We start from the raw sequence: 22756 nt of genomic DNA on the forward strand, positions 1-22756 counted from the left end.
CACTGCCAGCACCCGGCGACATGCTATCGTGCCCGCCCGTCCTGCCATCCGTTTGCCCCAGCATGCTGCCGACTTCCCGTACCCTGCGTCTGTCGTTGTATACCCTGCTGATCATCGCCGGTGCCGCCCTTGCTGCAACGCTTGCGATCCGCCACGCCGAGCGCCAGGCGCTGGAAGAAGACGCCGCGCGGGCCAATCAACAGCTGGCGCTGTACGCCAACTCGCTGCATACCCTGATCGACCGCTATCGCGCCCTTCCAGCCGTGCTGGCGCTGGACCCGCAATTGCGTGCGGCGCTGGCCGGCCCGGTCGACGCCGAACAGCAAGCGGCGCTCAACCTGAAACTGGAAAAGATCAACGGCGCGGCGCAGTCCTCGACGCTGGAACTGCTCGACCACACAGGCCTTGCGGTGGCAGCCAGCAACTGGCGTCTGCCCAGCAGTTACGTCGGTCACAACTACGGCTTTCGCCCCTATTTCAGTCAGACCCGCACCCAGGGCACCGGGCGTTTCTACGCGGTCGGCGTGACCAGCGGGATTCCCGGTTACTTCCTGTCCAGCGCGGTGCTCGGCGATAACGACGAGTTCCTCGGGGCGATGGTGGTCAAGCTCGAATTCCCCGAACTCGAACGCGAATGGAGCCAGGGCAGTGACACCCTGCTGGTCAGCGATGCGCGCGGGATCATCTTCATCGCCAACCAGCCCGGCTGGCGCTATCGCCTGCTGCACCCGCTGAGCCCGGCCGATTACCGCGAGATCAAGGCCACCCGCCAATACGACAAACAGTCGCTGGTGCCACTGACGCATCTGGCGCTGCGCACCTTCGACGACAACAGTGATCTGCGCCGCGTCGAAGGCCCGCAAGGCACGGCGGATTACCTGTGGGAATCGCTGCCGTTGAGCGCCGAAGGCTGGACGCTGCACCTGCTGCGGCGCCCGCAGGTGTCCTTCGAGGATCAACGCAATGCCGGGCTCGCTGCTGCCGGGGTATGGCTGGCGCTGGTGTTCCTGTTGCTGTTTCTCAACCAGCGCTGGCGCCTGGCGAAGATGCGCCAGCGCAGCCGCGAAGAGCTTGAGCAACTGGTCGAAGAGCGCACGCGCGACTTGCGCACCGCCCAGGACGGTCTGGTGCAGTCGGCAAAACTGGCGGCATTGGGGCAGATGTCCGCCGCGCTGGCCCACGAAATCAATCAGCCGTTGACCGCCCAGCGCATGCAACTGGCGACCCTGCGTCTGCTGCTCGATCATGGCCGGGTCGATGACGCCTATAAGGCGCTCAAACCGGTGGATGACATGCTCACGCGCATGGCCGCCCTCACCGGCCACCTGAAAACCTTCGCCCGCAAGAGCCCCAGCGGCTTGCGCGAACGGCTGGATCTGGCGACGGTGGTCGATCAGGCCCTGCAATTGCTCGATGCGCGTCTACGCGATGAGCAGGTCAGTCTGGTGCTGCACCTGACCCGTCCGGCGTGGGTGCGCGGCGATGCGATCCGCCTCGAACAAGTGCTGATCAATTTGCTGCGCAATGCCCTCGATGCGATGCAGGGCAAACCGTGCAAGCGCCTGGAAATTCGCCTGGAAGCCGACGAGCAACTGTGGCGACTGAGTGTCATCGACAACGGCGGCGGCATCGCCGAAGAACATCTGGGTCAGGTGTTCGATCCGTTCTTCACCACCAAACCTGTGGGTGACGGGTTGGGTCTGGGGCTGGCAGTATCGTTCGCCATCGTCCATGAATCCGGCGGACGCCTGTGCGCCGAGAATGGCGACAACGGCGCGGTGTTCAGCCTGACCTTGCCGATCGATCTGGAGGCGCACATCTGATGCTCAACTCGGTGATGGTGGTCGACGACGAAAGCAGCATTCGCAGTGCCGTCGAACAGTGGCTGAGCCTGTCCGGGTTCGAGGTGCAGCTGTTCAGCCGCGCCGAGGAATGCCTGGCGGCGCTGCCCGCGCATTTTGCCGGGGTGATTGTCAGCGACGTGCGCATGCCCGGGCTCAGCGGTCTTGAACTGCTGGCCGAAGTGCAGCGCCGGGATGCCGATCTGCCGGTGATTCTGCTGACCGGCCACGGCGATGTGCCGATGGCGGTCGAAGCGATGCGCGACGGCGCCTACGATTTTCTGGAAAAACCGTTCAGCCCCGAGACCCTGCTAGGCAGCCTGCGCCGGGCGCTGGACAAGCGTCGGCTGGTGCTGGAAAACCGCGCCCTGCACGAGCAGGCCGACAACCGAGCCAGACTGGATGCGACATTGCTCGGCGTGTCCCGTGGCTTGCAGACCTTGCGCCGGCAGGTACTTGATCTGGCAACGCTGCCGGTCAATGTGCTGATCCGTGGCGAAACCGGCAGCGGCAAGGAGCTGGTCGCCCGCTGCCTGCACGACTTCGGCCCGCGCGCCGACAAGCCGTTTGTGGCGCTGAACTGCGCGGCGATCCCCGAGCAGTTGTTCGAAGCCGAGTTGTTCGGGCATGAGAGCGGCGCGTTCACCGGGGCCTCCGGCAAGCGCATCGGCAAGCTGGAATACGCCGATGGCGGCACGCTGTTTCTCGATGAAATCGAAAGCATGCCACTGGCCCAGCAGGTGAAACTGCTGCGGGTATTGCAGGAGCAGAAGCTGGAGCGGCTGGGGTCGAACCAGAGCATTCGGGTGGACTTGCGGATCGTCGCGGCGACCAAACCCGACTTGCTGGATGAAGCGCGGGCCGGGCGTTTTCGCGAAGACCTGGCGTATCGGCTGAACGTCGCAGAGCTGCGATTGCCGCCCCTGCGTGATCGTCGTGAAGACATTCCGTTGTTGTTCGAATCCTTCGCCCAGAGCGCCGCCCAACGCTTGGGCCGCACGTTCCCGCCGCTCAGTGGCGCGCAGTTGAGCCATCTGTTGAGTCATGACTGGCCGGGGAATGTGCGCGAGTTGGCGAACGTGGCCGAGCGGCAGGTGCTGGGGCTGGATGAACCGGTGCAGGGGATTGATCCGGGGCAGTCGCTGGCGGCGCAGCAGGAAGCGTTTGAGGCGCAGTGTTTGCGGGCTGCTTTGACCCGGCACAAGGGGGATGTGAAAGCCGTGCTTGAAGAACTGCAACTGCCGCGTCGTACGTTTAATGAAAAGATGCAGCGGCATGGTTTGACCCGGGAGATGTTCGTACCCGACTGATCGTTTGATGATTGATCGTTCCCACGCTCCGCGTGGGAATGCCTCAATGGACGCTCTGCGTCCGCTTTGGGACGCAGAGCGTCCCCGGCTGCATTCCCACGCAGAGCGTGGGAACGATCACGCTGAATGAGCGGAAATCCGCTCATTCATTCCGGATCATCGGCAAAATCCCGCTCAACCCATCTCCCCAGCCCCTCTAAACCGGCCCTCCCCCCGTTGGCACAGCTCCTGCTATAGCCCTCGCAGGCTGCGTTTCAACGCGCTCCACAAAAACAATTAAACGAAGGATCCTTCAATGGATAACTCCAACGCCCTGCCTCTTGGGTCGGCTGCCGTGCCGGCTAAAGAACGAACCACCGCCAGTCGCATCAAGTCGATCTTCAGCGGTTCCGTCGGCAACATGGTCGAGTGGTACGACTGGTACGTCTATGCCGCCTTCTCGCTGTACTTCGCCAAAGCCTTCTTCCCCAAAGGCGACACCACCGCCCAACTGCTCAACACCGCCGCGATCTTCGCCGTGGGCTTCCTGATGCGCCCGATCGGTGGCTGGCTGATGGGCCTGTACGCCGACAAGGTCGGACGCAAAAAAGCCCTGATGGCCTCGGTTTACCTGATGTGCTTCGGCTCCCTGATCATCGCCCTGAGCCCGGGTTATGAAACCATCGGTGTCGGCGCGCCGATCCTGCTGGTGTTCGCCCGCCTGCTGCAAGGCCTGTCGGTCGGTGGCGAATACGGCACCTCGGCGACTTATCTGTCGGAGATGGCGACCAAGGATCGTCGCGGCTTTTTCTCCAGTTTCCAGTACGTGACTTTGATTTCCGGCCAGCTCATCGCGCTGGGCGTACTGATCGTGCTGCAACAGTTCCTGACCACCGAAGAGCTGTACGCGTGGGGCTGGCGTATTCCGTTCGCCATCGGCGCGCTGTGCGCAATCGTGGCGCTGTACCTGCGTCGTGGCATGGAAGAAACCGAGTCGTTCACCAAGAAAGAGAAGTCCAAGGAAAGCGTGATGCGCACCTTGCTTCGTCATCCGAAGGAACTGCTCACCGTGGTCGGCCTGACCATGGGCGGTACGCTGGCGTTCTACACCTACACCACCTACATGCAGAAATACCTGGTGAACACCGTCGGCATGAGCATCTCCGACTCCACCACCATTTCTGCCGCCACGCTGTTCCTGTTCATGTGCCTGCAACCGATCATCGGCGGCCTGTCCGATAAAATCGGTCGTCGTCCGATCCTGATCGCCTTCGGCGTGCTCGGTACGATCTTCACCGTGCCGATCCTGATGACCCTGCACACCATCCAGACCTGGTGGGGTGCGTTCTTCCTGATCATGGCGGCGCTGATCATCGTCAGCGGCTACACCTCGATCAACGCCGTGGTGAAGGCCGAGCTGTTCCCGACCGAAATCCGCGCCCTGGGCGTCGGCCTGCCGTACGCACTGACCGTGTCGATCTTCGGCGGCACCGCCGAATACATCGCACTGTGGTTCAAGAGCATCGGCATGGAAACCGGTTACTACTGGTACGTGACCGCGTGCATCGCGGTGTCCCTGCTGGTGTACATCACCATGAAAGACACGCAGAAACACTCGCGTATCGTCACTGACTGATCGCAAAAAAACGCGCGAAGGTGCAAGACCTTCGCGCGTTTCTTTTCTGTCCGATTTCCCGATCAGGACAATTCGGCAACCCCCTGTTTGCTGCCATAGCGCTTCTGCGCATACGACGCCCCGACGATCATCACCAACAGAATCCCCGCCAGCACCGCCGACGAACCGATGGTGCCGAAATCCAGCCCACCCTTCTCATGGGACTTGGTCATCAAGTCGCCCAAGGTCGCGCCAAACGGCCGGGTCAGCACGAACGCCACCCAGAACAACGCCACCGACGAAATCTTCGTGAAGTACTTGAGCAGCACGACCACACCAATCGCCGAGCCGATCAACAGCGCGCCACCGGCAAAGCCCAGGCCGGAGTCGTCCGCCAGGTAATCGCCGAGCGCGGTGCCCAGGGTGTTGGAGAACAGAATCGCCATCCAGTAGAACATCTCGCCGCGAAAGCTCTGCACCTTGGTGACGTTGAGCGAGTCGCCGCTCAGGCGCCAAGCCGCGAAGATCGCCAGCAGGATCGCGATCAGGATCATGGAACCGGTGGCGTAACCCAGTTCCAGCGTGCGGTCCATGAAGTCGGACATGGTGGTGCCGGCGGTGCTGGTCGACAGGATCACGATCCAGTACAGCAACGGCTTGTAAGTCTTGGACATCAACTGCGCGACCAGCGTCAGGACAAACACGCTGATCAGGATCAGCGAGCTGATGGCGTAGCCGACGTTAAGGGTCATCGACAACAAATCCCCCGCGGTTTCCCCCAGGGTCGTCGCGCAGATTTTCATGACCCAGAAGGCCAGGGTGATTTGAGGCAGTTTGTTCATCGCGGGCAACGCTCCAGTGTGTGACGGCCGGTTTTTGGCTTTATGGCCGTGGGCAGACTGGCGTTGCGCGGGTGAAAAACCGGTCGGGAATCCATGAAAATTCTGTCACACACGCAAAAAACGGCGATTAATCACCGGTTAATGCCCCTGCCGCATCCTGCACCTACCTGATCGATTAACTGCGCGACGCTCGCTCCGACGACGAAAGCGAATTGAATGTGTCGCCCTTAATATCAATTTAATCGATTGTTTCTAGCATTATTTTGCGCTTTTTAATCAATTTAGTTGGCGTAGCATGAACCCCATGCGAAACACATCGCCAACGAATTTCGAATCTGGAGAACGACCATGAAAACCAAACTGATCCTCGCCCTGACCCTGTCCGTACTGGCCGCCAACACTTTTGCCGCCGACGGTTCGGACAAAACCAAATCCGCCGACTTCATTTCCGGCGCCAGCGCTGCCATCGAAACCAGCCACACCGGCGCCTACGCTGCCGATGGTTTCGATAAAACCAACGTTGGCAAAGCCGTTGCTGCCGATGGTTTCGATAAAACCGGCACTGCCAACGCCATCGCTGCAGACGGTTTCGATAAAACCGGTACCGCCAACGCCATCGCCGCTGACGGCTTTGATAAAACCGGTACCGCCGCTGCCATCAGCTGATTGCCAGAATGCAGACACCAAAGCCCGGCCATTGCCGGGCTTGTTCATTTCCAAAGGTCGGTATTTGATCTTCGCGGATCGGACTTGCACTATTGGTCGCTTATAGAAGCCTTCAGGATCACCCCGCCATGCCCGATGACATCCATTTCTACGAACCGGCCAACGGCCACGGCCTGCCCCACGACCCGTTCAACGCCATCGTCGGCCCGCGTCCCATCGGCTGGATTTCTTCGCAGGATGCCGAGGGCCGGCTGAACCTGGCGCCCTACAGCTTTTTCAACGCGTTCAACTACATTCCGCCGATCATCGGGTTCTCCAGCGTCGGTCGCAAAGACAGCCTGAACAACATCGAGCAGACCGGCGAATTCGTCTGGAACCTCGCCACCCGCCCGCTGGCCGAGCAGATGAACCAGAGCTGCGCGATGGTCGGCCCCGAAGTCAATGAGTTCGAACTGGCGGGGCTGACACCGGTGGCGTCGAAGGTGATTGCCGTGCCGCGCGTAGGCGAAAGCCCGGTGTCCTTCGAATGCAAGGTGACCCAGATCATTCAGTTGCAGCGCGCCGACGGCGAGACCGTGCCGAGCTGGCTGGTGCTCGGCGAAGTGGTCGCCGTGCACATTGCCAAGTGGCTGTTGAAGGACGGGATCTACGACACCGCCGCCGCCGAACCGATTCTGCGGGGCGGCGGGCCGGCGGACTATTTCCAGCTGGGGCCGGAGGCGTTGTTCAAGATGTGGCGCCCGGGGGCGACGAAGTAAGCGCTTACCAGATCAGCTCGGCGTCGTCGGTGACGCCCTTGAGCTTGTCCAGCTCATTGATCGCGGCTTCATCGGCGGCGATGGCGCCGGGGAAAACCTGATCGTTCAGCAGTTTGTGAAAGCGCGGTGCACCGCCGTCGACCAGGGCCTTGACGGCGATTGCCGCGTGATAACCCTTGTTGCCGCCCAACTCGACGGGGACGACAGCGGAAACCGCTTCGAAGTGTTCGAACTCTTTACGTGCCATATCGCAGGTCCTGGCTCAGTCGGATAAGCCAGACATTAAACATTCAACCGGCGAGTTTGTGTATCGGCGCAGTGCATTGCCCTACGGCCTGAGCGGCCGAGACTTCCTTGAACGTGTGGAAATCCAGGCTGTTGACCACCAGCTCCTGCACCAGCTCGGCAAAGATTTCCATCGACGGGCTGCTGAAATACGCAGTCATCGATTGCTGGTTGCTCCAGAAACCGGAGACGAGCCACAAATCCGGATCGCACTGCGAATGCTGCAAGGCAAAGCTCAGGCAACCGGGGGCGGCGCGGGACGGTTCGATCAGGGCGCTCAGGCGCATGCCGAGTTCCGCCGAACGTCCGGCACGCGCTCGAACGAAGGCCATATGACTGACGGGAATCTGCTTGGACATGTTCAACCCTCCCAGGGAGTCGCGTGGCAGCCGGGGACGGGCTGCGACAGGATTCAAGGTTAAGGGCCGCCCCCCATTCGCCGTTAGTCGATTCCTGCCGTCGCGTTGCACAATCCTGCGAGACTGTCGTGCAGACCTGTAACAAGTCGTGAATTGCTGTCACCGTCCTGTCACACCGGTTTCGGGCAACTCTGACGATCTGCGTCCTGCTATGGCTGGACAGGCCAACAACCCGATGCAGGATCAGGCAAGCATTTCGCAGGATGTGTCTACCGCTTGCGCTTGCACAAACTTATGCTCTGCTCCCATTCCATCCCTTGCCGAGGAGGCTGTGCATGACGTCGTTCGATCGTTTTCAGGCGCCGCCCGATGCCGACATGGAAAAGCAGCGCGCGGAACTGGCGGCCATCATTCGCCGCAACACATCCGAAGATGGCAGTTATGCCACTGCCGTCGGCTCGCTGTTCATGTCGCGCCACACCCAGTCCCATGACTTCGCCCCGGTGCTCGCGCAACCGGCGCTGTGCATCATGGCCCAGGGTCGCAAAGAGGTACGGCTGGCGGACGAATTCTTCAATTACGACCCGCTTAATTACCTGGTGGTATCGGTCTCGATGCCGTTGAGCGGTCGGGTGGTGAATGTCTCGCCCGAAGAGCCGATCCTCGCCGTGCGCCTGGACATCGATCCGGCGGAAATCACCGCACTGATCGCCGACGCCGGCCCGATGGGCGTGCCGACCCGTCCGACCGGACGCGGTTTGTATGTGGAGAAGATCGACAGCGCCATGCTCGATGCGGTGCTGCGTCTGGCCCGCCTGCTCGACGCGCCGAAAGACATCGCCATGCTCGCGCCGTTGGTCCGCCGGGAGATTCTCTATCGCCTGCTGCGCAGTCCGCAGGGCCATCGGCTGTACGAAATCGCCATCGCCAACAGCCAGAGCCACCGCATCAGCCAGGCGATCAAATGGCTCAACGGCAACTTCGAACAGCCGCTGCGCATCGATGATCTGGCAAAGGAAGTGAACCTCAGCGTCTCGACCCTGCATCACCGCTTCAAGGCGATGACGGCGATGAGTCCGTTGCAGTATCAGAAGCAACTGCGCCTGCAAGAGGCGCGGCGTTTGATGCTGGCTGAGGGGCTGGAAGCGTCGGCGGCGGGGTATCGGGTGGGGTATGAAAGTCCGTCGCAGTTCAGCCGCGAGTACAGCCGGTTGTTTGGCGCGCCGCCGTTGAGGGATCTGGCGCGCCTGAGATTGAGTGTCTGATCAGGCGCCGAGCACCCGACACGCCTCACTCGGCAACGTCACCGAAACCGGATGCCCGATCCCCAGACCGAAGCCCTGACACGGCGTGCTCAGCGCCGTGAAGGTCACCCCGGAACACTCCACCGTAGTCTCGATCGTCGCGCCGATATCCCGCACAAACGTCACCTTGCCCAACAGACGATTGCCCGCCGTAGCCTGCGGCGCCGACAGTTGCAGGTCTTCAGGACGGATCAACATCTTCACTTTCTGCCCGACCACGATGCTGCTGCAGATCGGCACTTGCAGCGCATCGCCGCCCGGCAGCACGACCTTGCCATCACCCAGCGCGGTGGCCGGGAAGATATTGCCGGAGCCGATAAAGTCCGCGACGAATTCGTTGGCCGGGTGCCGATAGATTTCAATCGGCGTCCCCACCTGCTGCACCCGATGCTCACCGAGGACCACCACGATGTCGGCCATGGTCATGGCCTCGCGTTGATCGTGGGTCACCATGATGGTAGTGATGTTCAGGCGTTGTTGCAGTTGACGGATTTCCACCTGCATCGATTCACGCAATTTGGCATCCAGCGCCGACAGCGGTTCGTCGAGCAACAGGATTTTCGGGTGCGAGGCAATCGCCCGGGCAATCGCCACTCGCTGACGCTGGCCGCCAGACAGTTTGGCCACCGGACGATCGATCATCGGTTGCAGCTGGATCAGTTCCAGCAACTCCACCACCCGCGCCTGTTGATCGGCCTTGCTCACACCGCGCAGTTTCAGCGGATAGGCGATGTTCTCGCCCACGGTCATGTGCGGGAACAGCGCCAGCGACTGGAACACCATGCCGAAGTTGCGCAGGTGTGCCGGGGTGTGGCCGATGTCCTCGCCGTCCAGGCGGATCTCGCCGCCGGTGAGGGTTTCCAGCCCGGCGATCATTCGCAGCAACGTGGTCTTGCCGCAGCCCGACGGGCCGAGGAAACACACCAGTTTGCCCTCGGGTAAATGCAGGTTGACGTCTTTCACCGCGCAGGCCGAGCCGTAGTGTTTCTCGACGTTTTCCAGAATCAGACCAGACATAAAATCACCTCAAAATCAGAAGGAAACGCCACCCTCACCGACCAGCTTCTCCAATGCCCAGATCAGGACGAAGTCGATCAGCACGATCAGCACGGCAAACGAGAACACGGTAGGGTCGAGCGATGACACGGTGCGGCTGTACATCCAGATCGGCACGGTCATGACGTCGATGGTGTAGAGGAAATAGGTCACGGTGAATTCGTTGAACGAGACGATGAACGCCAGCAGCATCCCCGCCAAAATTCCCGATTTCATCAGCGGCACCACCACATCGCCGATGGCGCGCAACGGCGAAGCGCCGAGCATCTGCGCAGCCTCTTCGACTTCGCTGCCGATGGAAAGCATGGCCGCCGTGCAGTTCTTCACCACGAACGGCAGCGCCAGAATCACGTGGGCGATCACCAGCCGCGAGGTGGTCATGTGGAACGGCAGGCTGTCGAACACCAGCAGCAACGCCAGCCCCAGCACCACCATCGGGAACACCAGCGGCAGCGACATCAGCTGCAGCGCCACACCCTTGCCACGGAACTCGCAACGGGTCAGCGCGTAGGCCGCCGGCACCGCGATCAGCGTGGCGAAAATCATCGTCAGGCACGACACCAGCAAACTGGTGCCCATGGCCTGGCCGAGGCTCAGCACATCGCTGGCATCGGGCGAGACGAAGGTGTGCCACGCCGCCTTGTACCACTGCAGGCTGTAGCTGCTCGGCGGGAAGTCGAGGTTCGACGCACCGCTGAACGACATCACGATCATGGTCAGGATCGGCAGCACAGCCAGGAACAAAATGATCCCGGACAGGATGCCAGCGAACTTGCCGGTATCGCCCGGCAACAGCGACTGACGCTTCTTGATCAGGGCACTCATTGCGAAGCCTCCAGCAGACGGCGACGGCGGCCGGTGATGTATTCGGACAAGGTCATGATGGCGAGCGTGGTGACGATCAGCACCACACCGGCGGCGGATGCGGCGGGCCAGTTCATCAGCGGGGCGATCTGGTCATGCACCATCACTGCGAGCATCGGCACGCGCCGACCGCCGAGCAAAAGCGGCACCACGAAGCTGCTGGCGTTGTAGGCGAACACCAGGGTCGCGCCGGTGATGATCCCCGGCAGGCTCATCGGCAGCACCACCTGACGGAATACCTGAAAACGACTGGCGCCCAGCGTCGCGGCAGCCTCTTCGTAGCTGCGGGCGACGCCGCGCATGGCGCTGGCAATCGGCAGCACGGCCAGCGGAAACGCGGTCTGCACCAGGCCCATCAACACGCCGTTCTGGTTGTACAGCAACATGATCGGACGCTTGATCAGACCGAGGCCCATCAGGGTCTGGTTGAGCATGCCGCCGGGACCGAGGATCACCAGCCAGCCATAGCTTTGCAGCAGCAGGTTGACCAGCAGCGGCAACAGCACCGCCGCCAGAAAAATCCGTCGCACGAATGGCGAGGTCAGGCGCGACATGGTGTACGCCACCGGGATCGCCAGCACCACGGCGATCACCGCGCTGATCAGCGCCAGACGCAAGGTCAGCAGCAACGATTTGAGGTAGTAGGGTTCGAGCAACTGCGCGTAACTGGCCAGGCTGAAACCGGACCACTCCGCGCCCTTGGTGCCGACGCTCATGCGCAGCACCAGCAGGCTGGCGGCAATCAGCACGCCGAGAAACAGCATCGACGGCGTGAGAAAAAACCACGCCCGCGCCGTCGGCGAAACACCGCGCGCCGGGCGCACGTCACCCGCGCCGACCGGTTGGGTCAGGGATTGATGTTCCATAGCAATGATCTCGTCAATGGAAAAACAACTGACAGACACTGCCTTCAAATCCACCGAGAAATCTGTGGGAGCGAGCTTGCTCGCGATAGCAATCTGTCAGTCGACACTGTCGGTGAATGTCAGTCCGCAATCGCGAGCAAGCTCGCTCCCACAGGTACTTCGGTGTTTGAAGAACCTGCGTCCATCACTCGATCAGGAAGAAAAGATTTCCGTGTAGCGACGGATCCACTGGTCATGCACGGTCGCCAGGAAGGCGTTGTCGTGCATGATCGCCTTCTCCGCGATCTGCTCCGGCGTGAGGATGAACGGGCTCTTGCGCGCTTCCGCGGAGATGATCGCCTTGGCGTTGACCGGGCCGTTGAAGATGTCTTCGGCCATCTTGCCCTGCACCAGCGGGTCGAGGGAGTGGTCGATGAAGGCGTAGGCCAGGTCGGTGTCGCCCGGACGGTTCTTCGGCATTACCGAAAGCATCAGGTCGGTGTAGAAACCTTCCTTCATGCCGAACGTGGCGCCGAGGCCATAGTTCGGGTCGCGGATCTGCTTGGGGAAAAACGCCGGGGCATACAGGCCGCCCATGTCCAGGGAACCGGTGCGGAACAGCTCGGCGATCTGGTTCGGGTTTTCGCCCAGGGTCACCACGCGGTCTTTCAGCTCGGCGAGTTTCTTGAAGCCCGGCTCGATGTTGTGCTCGTCACCCCCGGCCAGTTTGGCGGCGATGATGATCAGGTCCATGGCCTCGGTCCAGTTCGGCGGCGGCAGGAAAATGCTTGGTGCCAAATCGGCGTCCCACAGCGCGGCGTAACTGTCCGGCGCTTCCTTCTGGGTGCGGGTGCTGTAGACCAGACTGTTGCACCACAGCAGGTAACCGATGCCGTGACCGTTGGCCCCGGTGCGGTATTTTTCCGGGACGTCGACCAGGTTGGGAATACGGTTGAGATCGGGTTTTTCCAGCAGTCCGGCAGCCGCCAGACCTTCGGCGCCGACGCCAGCCAGGGTGATGATGTCGTACTGCGGGCGGTCACCACCGGCCTTGAGCTTGGCGACCATTTCCGAGGTGCTGCCGGTACGGTCGGCAATCACTTTGGCGCCGGTCTTGGCTTCGAACGTTGCAGCGATGTTGCGCAGTGCAGCGAGGCCCGTGTCATCGGACCAGGTCAGCAGGCGCAGGGTCTTGCCGGCAAAGCGGGTGTCGCTGGCACTGGCCCGGATGAAGGGCATGCTCATGGCCGCCGCGGCCACCGAGGCCACGCCGACGGTTTTGATGAATTGACGCCTGTTCAGATCGTGCTCGCCCATTTAGGACTCCCATTTTTTTTGTAAGTATGAGACTGATCGCAACCCTTGCATCTGCCTGACCGACATGGCTCAAGCGCCCGGTTTCAAAGGGCTTGAGCGTGGTCTGCGGGTTCATCCTGAGGTCGTGCAAAACACCTGACTATCGATAAAAACTCATTGGAGCCATGACGCCGGCGCATGCCTCGTTGCGAGGCATGCGCTGACCTTTTTCGGGCATTCAGAGCGCGCGAATCACGTGCTTGATTTCCTGAAATGCCGCCAGGCCCCATGGCCCCAATTCGCGGCCGATGCTGCTCTGTTTGTAGCCGCCCCACGCGGTCTGCGGGAAGATCACCTGCGGCGCGTTGAGCCACACCAGCCCCGCCTGCAGGGCGTTGGCGACCCGATCCGCGGTCTCGGCATTGCGCGTGACGACACTGGCGACCAGCCCGAACTGACTGTCGTTGGCCAGGGCAATCGCCTCCGCTTCCGAAGCGAAACTGCGCACGCAGATCACCGGGCCGAAAATCTCTTCACACCACAGCGCACTGTCGAGGGGCACTTCGGTGAAGATCGTCGGCTGCAAGAAATATCCGCGCGGCAGATCGGCCGGACGATTACCGCCACAGATCAGCTTGGCCCCGGCGCTGAGGCCACGGTCGATGTGACCGAGCACACGCTGGTACTGCGCCTGATTGACCAGCGCGCCCATCTCGACTTCAGGATCGAACGGATCGGCCACCCGGATTTTTTCCGCGCGGGCCTTCAGACGAATCAGGAATTCATCGGCGATTTCATCGGCAACCAGCACCCGGCTGGTGGCCGAGCACATCTGCCCGGCGTTGAAGAAACCGCCACCGCAGGCCAGTTCCACCGCCAGATCAAGGTCGGCATCTTCCAGAATCAGCAGCGAGGATTTGCCGCCCAGTTCCAGGCTCACGCCCTTCACGGTTTCAGCGGCGCGCTGCATCACCTGCACACCCACGGCGTTACTGCCGGTGAAGGAAATCTTGGCGATGCGCGGGTCCGCCGACAGCGGCGCGCCGACTGCCAGACCGGTGCCGCACACCAGGTTGAACACGCCTTTTGGCAGACCGGATTCGGCAATGATGGTCGCCAGTTCCAGCTCCGGCAGCGGTGTGACTTCCGACGGTTTGAGCACCACGCAGCAACCGGCGGCGAGAGCTGGCGCGAGTTTCCATGCGGTGGTGACCATCGGGAAATTCCACGGCACGATAAGCCCGACCACGCCGCACGGCTCGCGGCGCAGACGTGCGCTGAAGTCATCGCTGGGCAGCGGCACATTGCTGTTCTGTTTCGCATCGAGGCCTTCGGCGAGTTCGGCGTAGTACTCGAAGGTGGCGATCACGTCGTCGACATCGATGCCCGCTTCGAACTGCGGTTTGCCGTTGTTGCTCGACTGCAACTTCATCAGATGTTCGCGACCGTTGCGCACGCCATTGGCGATGCTGCGCAGTATCGCGGCGCGCTCGGCACCGGTGGTTTTCGACCAGCCCTTGAAGACTTCGGTCGCCGCCGCTACAGCCTGGTTGACGGCGCTTTCGTCACCGCCATTGACCGTGGTCAGCAGCGCTTCGGTGGCCGGGTTGATGACGCGCAGGTGTTCGCGGCCGGCGGACCATTGGCCGTTGATGTACAGGCCGTCGAGTGTGGTCGGGAAATTGATCATTGGGCCACCGCCTTCATCCATTGGGTCTGGTCGATTTCGATCAGGGTCGGGCCCTGACGATCGGTGGCGACGCGCAGTGCACCGCGCAGGTGTTCGGCCGAGCTGATCGCTTCTGCTGCGCAACCCAGTGCCTTGGCCACACCGATGAAATCCGGGGTATAGATATCCACGCCCACCGGCTCGATGGCGCGGTTGACCATGTATTTCTTGATCTCTTCGTAACCCTGGTTATTCCACAGCAGGATGATCACCGGGGTGCGCGCTTCGACGGCGCTGGCCAGTTCCGGCAGGGTGAATTGCAGACCGCCGTCGCCGATCAGACACACCACCGGCGGACGTGCGCCGTGTTCGAGGTTGCCACCGAGCCACGCGCCGATCGCTGCCGGCAAGGCGTAACCGAGGGTGCCGTAACCGGTGGACGAGTTGAACCAGCGGCGCGGACGCTCCGGGTTGAACGTGAGGTTGCCGGTGTACACCGGTTGCGTGGAGTCACCGACGAACACTGCGTTCGGCAATTCGTGCAGCACGGTTTCGAGGAAACGGGTCTGGGCCAGCGTCGGGGCATCCCAGGTCGCGGCCAGGTCTTCACGCAGACGCGCGGCGCGTACCTGACCCCAATCGTTGCGGCGCTCGGCCAGCGGTTTGTGCGACAGCGCGCTCAGCAATGCTTGCACAGCGTTGCGCGAGTCGGCCACCAGCGCCACGTGAGGCGGGTAATTGCGCACGGTCTGGTCTGGATCGATATCGACGCGCAGCAACTTGCCGGAGATTTCGAAACCACCGGCGAAGGTGACGTCGTAGTCGGTTTCCGCCAGTTCGGTGCCGATCGCCAGCACCACGTCGGCATCGGCCACCAGAGCGCGAGTCGCCACCAGGCTCTGGGTCGATCCGATCAGCAGAGGATGGCTGGACGGCAGCATGCCTTTGGCATTGATGGTCAGGGCCACCGGTGCGTCGAGCAACTCAGCCAGTTCGGTGAGTTCGGCCGCTGCGTCGATGGCGCCGCCACCGGCGAGGATCAGCGGACGCTGAGCGCCGGCCAGCAGTTCAGTCATGCGGCTCACGGCGGCCGGCGCAGCACCGGCGCGGTCGATGTTGACCGGCACGCTGGTCAGCAGTTCGTCGGCTTCTTCGACCAGCACGTCCAGCGGAATTTCGATGTGCACCGGACGCGGACGCCCGGCCTGGAACAGCGCAAACGCACGGGCCAATACGCCCGGCAATTCGGACGCCGACATCAGGGTGTGGGAGAACGCCGCCACGCCACCGACCAGTGCGCTCTGGTTCGGCAGTTCATGCAGCTTGCCGCGACCGCCGCCCAGTTGGCTGCGCGACTGCACGCTGGAGATCACCAGCATCGGGATCGAATCGGCGTACGCCTGGCCCATGGCGGTGGTGATGTTGGTCATGCCTGGACCTGTGATGATGAAGCACACACCCGGTTTGCCGCTGGTGCGGGCATAACCGTCGGCCATGAAGCCGGCGCCCTGCTCGTGGCGCGGGGTGACGTGGTTGATGCTCGAACGGGCCAGCCCGCGATACAGTTCCACGGTATGCACCCCGGGAATGCCGAACACCTGCTCGACCCCATAATCTTCGAGTAACTTGACCAGTACTTCGCCACACGTCGCCATGTCTTTGCCCTTCTTGTTCGTTGAGGCACCGGGCTTTAAAGGAACCGGTGATTGGCCTCATTGAAACGGGCGACCCGTAGCCGCAACAATCGATAAAAGCTCATACTAGCCATGTCCTCACGTCATACCTTGGATCCACATGAAACGACTGCCTCCCCTGCCCGCCCTGCACACGTTTCTGATTACCGCGCAGTGCTGCAACTTCACCCGGGCCGCCGAGCAGTTGCACATCACCCAAGGCGCGGTGAGCCGGCAGATCGCGGGGCTTGAGGAACATCTGGGTTATGAGCTGTTCATTCGCCTGGCCCGAGGCCTGGAGCTGACGGCCGAAGGTCGCGAATGGCTGCCACGGGTGCAGCAGGTGTTCAGCCTGATCGGCGACTCGGTGGAGCAGATCGGCGCCAAACGCGAGACCTTGCAACTCAAGGCGCCGAGCTGCGTGATGCGCTGGTTGTTGCCGCGCCTGCTGCAATGGCAGCGCGAGCGCCCGGACGTGCCGGTGAAACTCACGGCGTCGCTGCAACACGGGGTGGATTTTCATCGCGAGCAGTTCGACGCAGCGGTGATCTACGGCACCGCGCCCCACGACTCACCCGCCACCCTGCACCTGTTCGATGAACAACTGACGCCGGTCTGCTCGCCGACGCTGCTCAACGGTGGGCCGGCCCTGCACACACCGGCAGATCTGCAACAGCATCTGCTGCTGCACCCGACTCACACGGATGACGACTGGACTCTCTGGCTCGAAGCCGCCGAACTGCACTTGAGCAATATCGCCAGCGGTCAGCATTTCGAAACGCTGGATCAGGCGATGTCGATGGCGTCCCACGGGACGGGGGTGGCGATCGGCGACTGGTCACTGATCGGCGACGACTTGAACGCCGGGCGACTGGTGATGCCGTTCGATCTGAAGGTGAAGACGGGACTGGGCTATTACATCGTGGCGCCGGCGTCGGAGCCGTCGGCGAAATTGCAGGAGTTGATGGGGTGGTTGGTTGAGCAGGCTCATACGCGGTGAGGCCTTGCCCTCACCCTAACCCTCTCCCGGAGGGAGAGGGAACTGACCGAGGTGTCTTACGTAATACATCGACCTGAAAAATCTGGGCGATTATGGATTCAATACATCCCGTTCAAGTCGGCGTAATTTTCAAGCATCCCACGATCGGCTCCCTCTCCCTCCGGGAGAGGGCTGGGGTGAGGGGCTTTTCAGTACTTAATAACCGACAGTAAACCGCTGACGCGAATGCTTCGGCGTTTCCACTTCGTCGATCAGCGCAATCGCGTAATCGGCAAAGGTGATCGAGCTCTGACCTTCAGCACTCACCAGCAAGTCATCCTTGCCGACGCGGAACTTGCCGGTGCGCTCGCCTTCGAAGAACAGCGCCGACGGCGACAGGAACGTCCAGTCCAGTTCCTTTTCCTGACGCAAGGCATCAAGGAACGCCGCACCGGCGCTGGCCTCAGCCTTGTACTCGGCCGGGAAACCGGCGCTGTCGATCACGCGGGTGCCGTCCGGCAGCAACAGCGAACCGGCACCGCCGACCACCAGCAGACGTTTCACCCCGGCCTGTTTCACCGGGCCAATCAGCGCGCTGGCCGGCACCGTGGCGAAATGCGCGGCGCTGATCACTACATCGTGACCGGCGACGGCGTCTTGCAGCGCGGCTGCATTCAGCACGTCGACATTCTTGCTGACCACACCGGCGCGGGCGCCGATCTTCGAGGTATCCCGGGCGATGGCGGTGACGCTGTGGCCGCGACGCAGGGCTTCTTCCAGCAATTGGCTGCCGGCACGGCCGGTGGCACCAATGATTGCGATCTTGCTCATGACATTCTCCAGTTGGCTTGAGAGTGCTGCGTTTTTCAGATTCGGGTTACCACTTCATCTCGCCCTTGGCGACTTTGGCGCTGAGCTCCAGCGAGCTTTCTTCGCCCAGTGTCGGGTAGCGTTTTTTCATCGCGGCGATCAGCGCGGCAGAGTCCTTGGCCTTGGCCGTTTCGGCATCAAATGCCTTGATGTAGTCGGCAGTGAATTTCACCGCCGCCAGCGAACGGGCGCTGTCACCCAGGTAGTGACCCGGCACCACGGTTTTCGGTTTCAGGGTTTCGATCGAATGCAGGGTTTCCAGCCAGTCAGCGTGGGATTGCGCAGTCTGGGTGTCGGCCATCCAGACGTGGATGTTCTCGGCGATAACCACACCGCCGACCACGGCTTTCAGCGACGGAATCCACACGAAGCTGCGATCCGGCTGCTTGCCTTCCAGACCAACCACCTGCAATTTCTGACCTTCGAGCATCAGGCTGTCGCCCTTGAGCACGCCCGGCACGATGGTTTTGGCCGGCACGTCGGCGCCCATTTTCGGGCCCCAGAAGGCGAGTTTGCCGTCGACGGTTTTCTTGATGTGATCAACGGTGGGTTGCGAAGCCAGCACCTTGGCATCCGGAAAGGCTTTGGTCAGGGTGTCGAGACCGAAGTAGTAATCCGGGTCACCGTGGCTGATGTAGATGGTGGTCAGTTGCTTGCCGCTGGCGCGGATCTTTTCCACCACTTGCTCAGCCTGGGATTTGCCGAACTGCGCGTCCACCAGAATCGCGTCCTTCTCGCCGCTGACCAGCACCGAGGTCACCGGGAAGATCGCATGGGTGCCCGGGTTGTAGACATCGAGGGTCAGGTTCGCAGCCGCTGCGTGGGCAGCAAAGCCGAGGGTGGCGGTGGCCAGTAAAACGCGCTTGAGGGTGGTGAAGCCGATCATGGGTTGCTCCGCTGTTCGAATGCCGTGCTTGGCGATGGGGACAGAGCTTAGTTGCCAGACTCGTTACAAAAAATGCGATGCTTGAACATAGTTTGTTTCTGAAAGCGGGCAAATCATGGATCGTCTCCAAGCAATGCGGGTGTTTGTCACGGTGGTGGATCTGGGCAGCCAGTCGGCGGCGGCCGATCACCTGGACCTGTCACGGCCGGTGGTGTCGCGCTATCTGGCGGAACTGGAAGACTGGGTCGGCGCGCGCCTGATGCACCGCACCACGCGCAAGTTGAGCCTGACCGCCGCTGGCAACGAGATCCTGCCGCGCTGCCGGCAAATGCTGGAGCTGTCCGGCGACATGCAGGCCGCCGTCAGCGAACCTGCCGATGCGCCACGGGGTTTGCTGCGGATCAGCGTCAGTACCTCGTTCGGCCAGGCGCAACTGGCCGATGCCATGGCGGCGTTCGTCAAAGCGTATCCGGGGGTGAACATCGACCTGCAAATGCTCGATCGCACCGTGAACCTGGTGGACGAGCGCATCGACCTGGCGATCCGCACCAGCAACGATCTCGATCCCAACCTGATCGCCCGGCGCCTGACGGTATGCCGTTCGGTGGTCTGCGCCGCACCCGCCTATCTGCAGGAGCATCCGCAGCCGCAGCGCGTAGAAGAGCTGAGCCGGCACAACTGCCTGACCCATTCCTATTTCGGCAAGAGCCTGTGGCATTTCGAGGAGGATGGCGAACCGGTTTCGGTGCCGGTGCAGGGCAACATCAGCGCCAACGAGGCCAGCACCCTGCTGCGCGCGACCCTGGCCGGCGCCGGCGTGGCGATGCTGCCGACCTATCAGGCCGGGGTGCATGTGCACAGCGGCGAACTGGTTCGCCTGCTGCCCCACGCCGAGCCGCGGCAGATGAACATCTACGCCGTGTATGCCTCGCGCAAGCACATGCCGGCGGCATTGCGCTGCATGCTGGATTTTCTGGTGCAGCGTTTTCCCGAAAACCCGCAGTGGGATCAGCTTTAAGCTGCAAGCTGCAAGCTGCAAGCGGAGAGCTCCAAGCGGAGAGCGGAGAGCCTGCGTCAATCTTGAAGCTTCAATCTTGAAGCTCGAAGCTTGCAGCTGCTCCCCTCTGGCCTATGCTGAAAGTAGTACCCAAGGGTATTCGTTCAGAGGTCAACGCCATGAACACCAGAACAAGAAGATACCTCGCGATTTTCATCACCTGCGCGGCCACGCTGGCGCTGTACGGCACCGCGGCATGGCGCGTGGAGCAGTTGCGGCAACTGCCCCGTGAGTACGCGAGCTGCAACTTCGAGCGCTGCATCCCTCACAACGCCACCCTCAACGCCTTGCGCTGATACAAGGCTCAGACGTCGTCGTTCTGCTCGGCCTTCAAGCGGTCGCGGAACGCCTTTGGCGAGATCCCCACCCGGCGCCGGAACAGGCGCGTGAAGTTGGTCGGATCGGAAAACCCCAACACCTCGGACATCTCGTAAATGGTCATGCTGGTGTAAGTCAGCAGACGCTTGGCTTCCAGCAATTGACGCTCGTGCATGATCTGCAACGCCGGCTGCCCCGCCAGTTCACGGCAGGTGCCGTTGAGGTGCGAGACGGAAATCCCCAGCCGATGGGCCAGGTCTTCGACCTTGACGTGCTGGCGGTAGGTTTCTTCCACCAGCTGAATGAACCCGTTGAGGTATTCGCGCTGACGCTGCGGACGTTGCGTGGCGTTGTGACGGTGAATCGCCTGACGGCTGACCCAGACCATGATCACACTGACCAGCGAATGCATGAGCATTTCCCGCGCCGGTTGATGGCCGTTGTACTCGGCCTGCAACGCGGCGAACAGACTGTTGAGGTACTCCGCGTCCTTGCCCGCCGGATAGCTTTCGGCCTGGGCCAGGGCCTGCACCGCGCTACCCAGTTGCGCCTGCAAATGGTTGATCAACGGTGTGGCGAGGGTAACGACAAATCCTTCGACGTCCTCGGAAAAACGGAATCCATGCACCGATAACGGCGGCAGGATCTGGATCGCGGCTTCGTTCAGTTGCGTGCGTTGGCCTTCGATTTCAAGCTCTGCCTGACCTTTGAATACGAAGAGCAACTGGCACAAATCGGCGTGGCGGTGGGGTTTGATTTCCCATTGGTGTTCGCGGCTGCGTTTGGAAATGGTTTCACAGTGCAGCAAGTCAGGGGTCGGCCAGTCCAGGCTTTCACCGTAGAGCTTGAACACCGGAATCGAAGGCAGGTCAGGCTTGTTCATCACTTCAATCCAGGCCTCGAGGTTTGCGGGCGATAATCGCACCGATTGGCAGAATGTACAGGTATCGGCTCAGTTTTCACCTTCAATTGACAGACCCGCAAGGGAAAAATGCAAGCACTCGAATCCTGAAAATCATTCACCGGCCGTTGTCGCGTGAAGCTTGCGAGTCATAAAAACAATGAAAACGCTGAAAACCCAAGTCGCCATCATCGGCGCCGGTCCGTCCGGATTATTGCTCGGCCAGCTGCTGCACAACGCCGGCATCGACACTCTGATTCTGGAGCGCCAGACACCTGACTATGTGCTCGGCCGAATCCGCGCCGGCGTGCTTGAACAAGGCATGGTAGAGCTGTTGCGCGAGGCTGGCGTGGGTCAGCGGATGGACGCCGAAGGTCTGGTGCACGGTGGTTTCGAACTGGCCCTCGACGGGCGCCGGATCCACATCGACCTGCAAGCCCTGACCGGTGGAAAAACCGTGATGGTCTACGGCCAGACCGAAGTCACTCGCGACCTGATGGCCGCTCGTCGGGAGACCGGTGGGCAGACAATTTACGAAGCCAGCCATGTCGTTCCCTGTGGCATGAAAAGCGACGAAGCCTATGTGACCTTCGAAAAGGACGGCGAAACCTGGCGCGTCGATTGCGACTACATCGCCGGTTGCGACGGTTTCCACGGCGTGGCCCGGCAGTCGATTCCCGAGGACTGCCTGAAAGTCTTCGAACGGGTGTATCCGTTCGGCTGGCTGGGGATTCTCGCCGACACACCACCGATTCACGATGAACTGGTCTACGCCCGCCACGAGCGCGGCTTTGCCCTGTGCAGCATGCGCTCGGCGACCCGCACCCGTTATTACCTGCAAGTGCCGGCCGAGGAAAACATCGACGACTGGTCGGATCAGCGTTTCTGGGATGAACTGCGCAATCGTCTGCCGGAGGATCTGGCGCAGAAACTGGTGACCGGTCCGTCGATTGAAAAGAGCATCGCGCCGCTGCGCAGTTTTGTGGTCGAGCCGATGCAATACGGGCGGATGTTTCTGGTCGGGGATGCGGCGCACATCGTTCCGCCGACCGGTGCCAAGGGCTTGAATCTGGCGGCCAGCGATGTCAGCACGCTGTTCAGGATTTTGCTGAAGGTTTACCGCGAAGGTCGCACTGACTTGCTGGAGAAATACTCGCAGATCTGCCTGCGCCGGGTGTGGAAGGCCGAACGGTTTTCCTGGTGGATGACCTCGATGCTGCACCGCTTCGACGAGCACGATGATTTCAGCCAGCGGATCTGTGCTTCGGAACTGGACTACTTTGTCAGCTCGGAGGCCGGTCAAAAAACCATTGCAGAAAATTACGTCGGGCTTCCTTATGAGGCTATCGAATAGCCTGCTACCGACTTACACTGGCGAGCACT

Annotated in this window: 22 protein-coding genes; 10 read left to right on the top strand and 12 right to left on the bottom strand. The window is 61.6% G+C overall.

Features of this window, described 5'->3' with window-relative positions; translation table 11 throughout:
- Nucleotides 1-62: 62 nt before the first annotated feature.
- From CAF74_RS02785 to CAF74_RS02795, 3 genes are all read left to right on the top strand, one after another.
- Nucleotides 63-1823: an ATP-binding protein gene (locus CAF74_RS02785; RefSeq protein WP_085745237.1), complete on the top strand. Its 1761-nt coding sequence runs from the start codon at nt 63-65 to the stop codon at nt 1821-1823.
- Nucleotides 1823-3151, top strand: coding sequence for a sigma-54 dependent transcriptional regulator (locus CAF74_RS02790; RefSeq protein WP_085745238.1), 1329 nt, complete (start codon nt 1823-1825; stop codon nt 3149-3151). The genes CAF74_RS02785 and CAF74_RS02790 overlap by 1 nt, the downstream gene beginning before the upstream one ends.
- A gap of 295 nt (nt 3152-3446) precedes the next feature.
- Nucleotides 3447-4766, top strand: a complete 1320-nt coding sequence (locus CAF74_RS02795) for an MFS transporter (RefSeq protein WP_085745239.1) — start codon at nt 3447-3449, stop codon at nt 4764-4766.
- Nucleotides 4767-4828: 62 nt separating this feature from the next.
- Here CAF74_RS02795 and CAF74_RS02800 read toward each other — a convergent pair whose 3' ends face one another.
- Entirely contained in the window at nt 4829-5587 is a 759-nt protein-coding gene (locus CAF74_RS02800; protein ID WP_085745240.1) for a hypothetical protein, read from the bottom strand.
- Between the two features lie 348 nt (nt 5588-5935).
- Here CAF74_RS02800 and CAF74_RS02805 point away from each other — a divergent pair, with 348 nt between their 5' ends.
- Complete coding sequence (locus CAF74_RS02805) at nt 5936-6253, top strand: hypothetical protein (protein ID WP_085606678.1); 318 nt, start codon at nt 5936-5938, stop codon at nt 6251-6253.
- A 128-nt stretch (nt 6254-6381) separates the two neighbouring features.
- Nucleotides 6382-7011 (top strand): flavin reductase family protein, encoded by a 630-nt coding sequence (locus CAF74_RS02810; RefSeq protein WP_085745241.1) that lies wholly within the window; start codon nt 6382-6384, stop codon nt 7009-7011.
- A 4-nt stretch (nt 7012-7015) separates the two neighbouring features.
- Here CAF74_RS02810 and CAF74_RS02815 read toward each other — a convergent pair whose 3' ends face one another.
- Together CAF74_RS02815 and CAF74_RS02820 are read right to left on the bottom strand one after the other, a co-directional pair.
- Entirely contained in the window at nt 7016-7258 is a 243-nt protein-coding gene (locus CAF74_RS02815; protein ID WP_007960172.1) for a hypothetical protein, read from the bottom strand.
- A gap of 43 nt (nt 7259-7301) precedes the next feature.
- Complete coding sequence (locus tag CAF74_RS02820) at nt 7302-7655, bottom strand: putative quinol monooxygenase (RefSeq protein ID WP_085745242.1); 354 nt, start codon at nt 7653-7655, stop codon at nt 7302-7304.
- A 335-nt stretch (nt 7656-7990) separates the two neighbouring features.
- Between CAF74_RS02820 and CAF74_RS02825 the strand changes: the two genes are divergently transcribed.
- Nucleotides 7991-8920 (top strand): AraC family transcriptional regulator, encoded by a 930-nt coding sequence (locus CAF74_RS02825; RefSeq protein WP_085745243.1) that lies wholly within the window; start codon nt 7991-7993, stop codon nt 8918-8920.
- On the opposite strand, the gene CAF74_RS02830 is transcribed toward CAF74_RS02825, so the two are convergent.
- The 6 genes from CAF74_RS02830 to CAF74_RS02855 all read right to left on the bottom strand — a co-directional run bounded on the left by CAF74_RS02830 (nt 8921) and on the right by CAF74_RS02855 (nt 16344).
- Entirely contained in the window at nt 8921-9976 is a 1056-nt protein-coding gene (locus CAF74_RS02830) for an ABC transporter ATP-binding protein (protein ID WP_007960168.1), read from the bottom strand.
- A gap of 15 nt (nt 9977-9991) precedes the next feature.
- Nucleotides 9992-10840 (bottom strand): ABC transporter permease, encoded by an 849-nt coding sequence (locus CAF74_RS02835; RefSeq protein ID WP_085745244.1) that lies wholly within the window; start codon nt 10838-10840, stop codon nt 9992-9994.
- Nucleotides 10837-11745, bottom strand: coding sequence for an ABC transporter permease (locus CAF74_RS02840; protein WP_007960163.1), 909 nt, complete (start codon nt 11743-11745; stop codon nt 10837-10839). Before CAF74_RS02840 ends, CAF74_RS02835 begins: the two co-directional genes overlap by 4 nt.
- Nucleotides 11746-11937: 192 nt before the next feature.
- Complete coding sequence (locus tag CAF74_RS02845) at nt 11938-13041, bottom strand: ABC transporter substrate-binding protein (protein ID WP_085606688.1); 1104 nt, start codon at nt 13039-13041, stop codon at nt 11938-11940.
- Nucleotides 13042-13258: 217 nt separating this feature from the next.
- On the bottom strand, nt 13259-14710 hold the full coding sequence (locus CAF74_RS02850) for an aldehyde dehydrogenase family protein (RefSeq protein ID WP_085745245.1): 1452 nt from the start codon (nt 14708-14710) through the stop codon (nt 13259-13261).
- Nucleotides 14707-16344: a 5-guanidino-2-oxopentanoate decarboxylase gene (locus CAF74_RS02855; protein ID WP_085745246.1), complete on the bottom strand. Its 1638-nt coding sequence runs from the start codon at nt 16342-16344 to the stop codon at nt 14707-14709. The genes CAF74_RS02850 and CAF74_RS02855 overlap by 4 nt, the downstream gene beginning before the upstream one ends.
- Nucleotides 16345-16483: 139 nt before the next feature.
- On the opposite strand from CAF74_RS02855, the gene CAF74_RS02860 reads away from it, so the two are divergent.
- On the top strand, nt 16484-17362 hold the full coding sequence (locus tag CAF74_RS02860) for a LysR substrate-binding domain-containing protein (RefSeq protein ID WP_074688417.1): 879 nt from the start codon (nt 16484-16486) through the stop codon (nt 17360-17362).
- A gap of 195 nt (nt 17363-17557) precedes the next feature.
- Here CAF74_RS02860 and CAF74_RS02865 read toward each other — a convergent pair whose 3' ends face one another.
- The gene (locus CAF74_RS02865; protein ID WP_085745247.1) at nt 17558-18172 is read right to left on the bottom strand and encodes an NAD(P)-dependent oxidoreductase; all 615 of its coding nucleotides are present in this window, start codon (nt 18170-18172) and stop codon (nt 17558-17560) included.
- A 46-nt stretch (nt 18173-18218) separates the two neighbouring features.
- Nucleotides 18219-19097 carry an MBL fold metallo-hydrolase gene (locus CAF74_RS02870; protein WP_085745248.1) on the bottom strand — a complete coding sequence of 293 codons (879 nt, stop codon included), beginning with the start codon at nt 19095-19097 and terminating at the stop codon, nt 18219-18221.
- Nucleotides 19098-19212: 115 nt separating this feature from the next.
- Here CAF74_RS02870 and CAF74_RS02875 point away from each other — a divergent pair, with 115 nt between their 5' ends.
- Both CAF74_RS02875 and CAF74_RS29190 read left to right on the top strand, forming a co-directional pair.
- Nucleotides 19213-20115, top strand: coding sequence for a LysR family transcriptional regulator (locus CAF74_RS02875; protein ID WP_218189652.1), 903 nt, complete (start codon nt 19213-19215; stop codon nt 20113-20115).
- Nucleotides 20116-20273: 158 nt separating this feature from the next.
- Nucleotides 20274-20450, top strand: coding sequence for a hypothetical protein (locus CAF74_RS29190; protein WP_007953274.1), 177 nt, complete (start codon nt 20274-20276; stop codon nt 20448-20450).
- 8 nt (nt 20451-20458) lie between these two features.
- Here the strand turns inward: CAF74_RS29190 and CAF74_RS02885 are convergent, their stop codons facing one another.
- Nucleotides 20459-21355 (bottom strand): helix-turn-helix domain-containing protein, encoded by an 897-nt coding sequence (locus tag CAF74_RS02885; protein ID WP_085745250.1) that lies wholly within the window; start codon nt 21353-21355, stop codon nt 20459-20461.
- A gap of 178 nt (nt 21356-21533) precedes the next feature.
- Here CAF74_RS02885 and pobA point away from each other — a divergent pair, with 178 nt between their 5' ends.
- Nucleotides 21534-22727, top strand: a complete 1194-nt coding sequence (gene pobA, locus CAF74_RS02890) for a 4-hydroxybenzoate 3-monooxygenase (protein WP_085745251.1) — start codon at nt 21534-21536, stop codon at nt 22725-22727.
- The last annotated feature ends 29 nt before the right edge of the window (nt 22728-22756 follow it).

The sequence above is a fragment of the Pseudomonas sp. R45(2017) genome, assembly GCF_002112305.1.
Lineage (GTDB): Bacteria > Pseudomonadota > Gammaproteobacteria > Pseudomonadales > Pseudomonadaceae > Aquipseudomonas > Aquipseudomonas paraglycinae.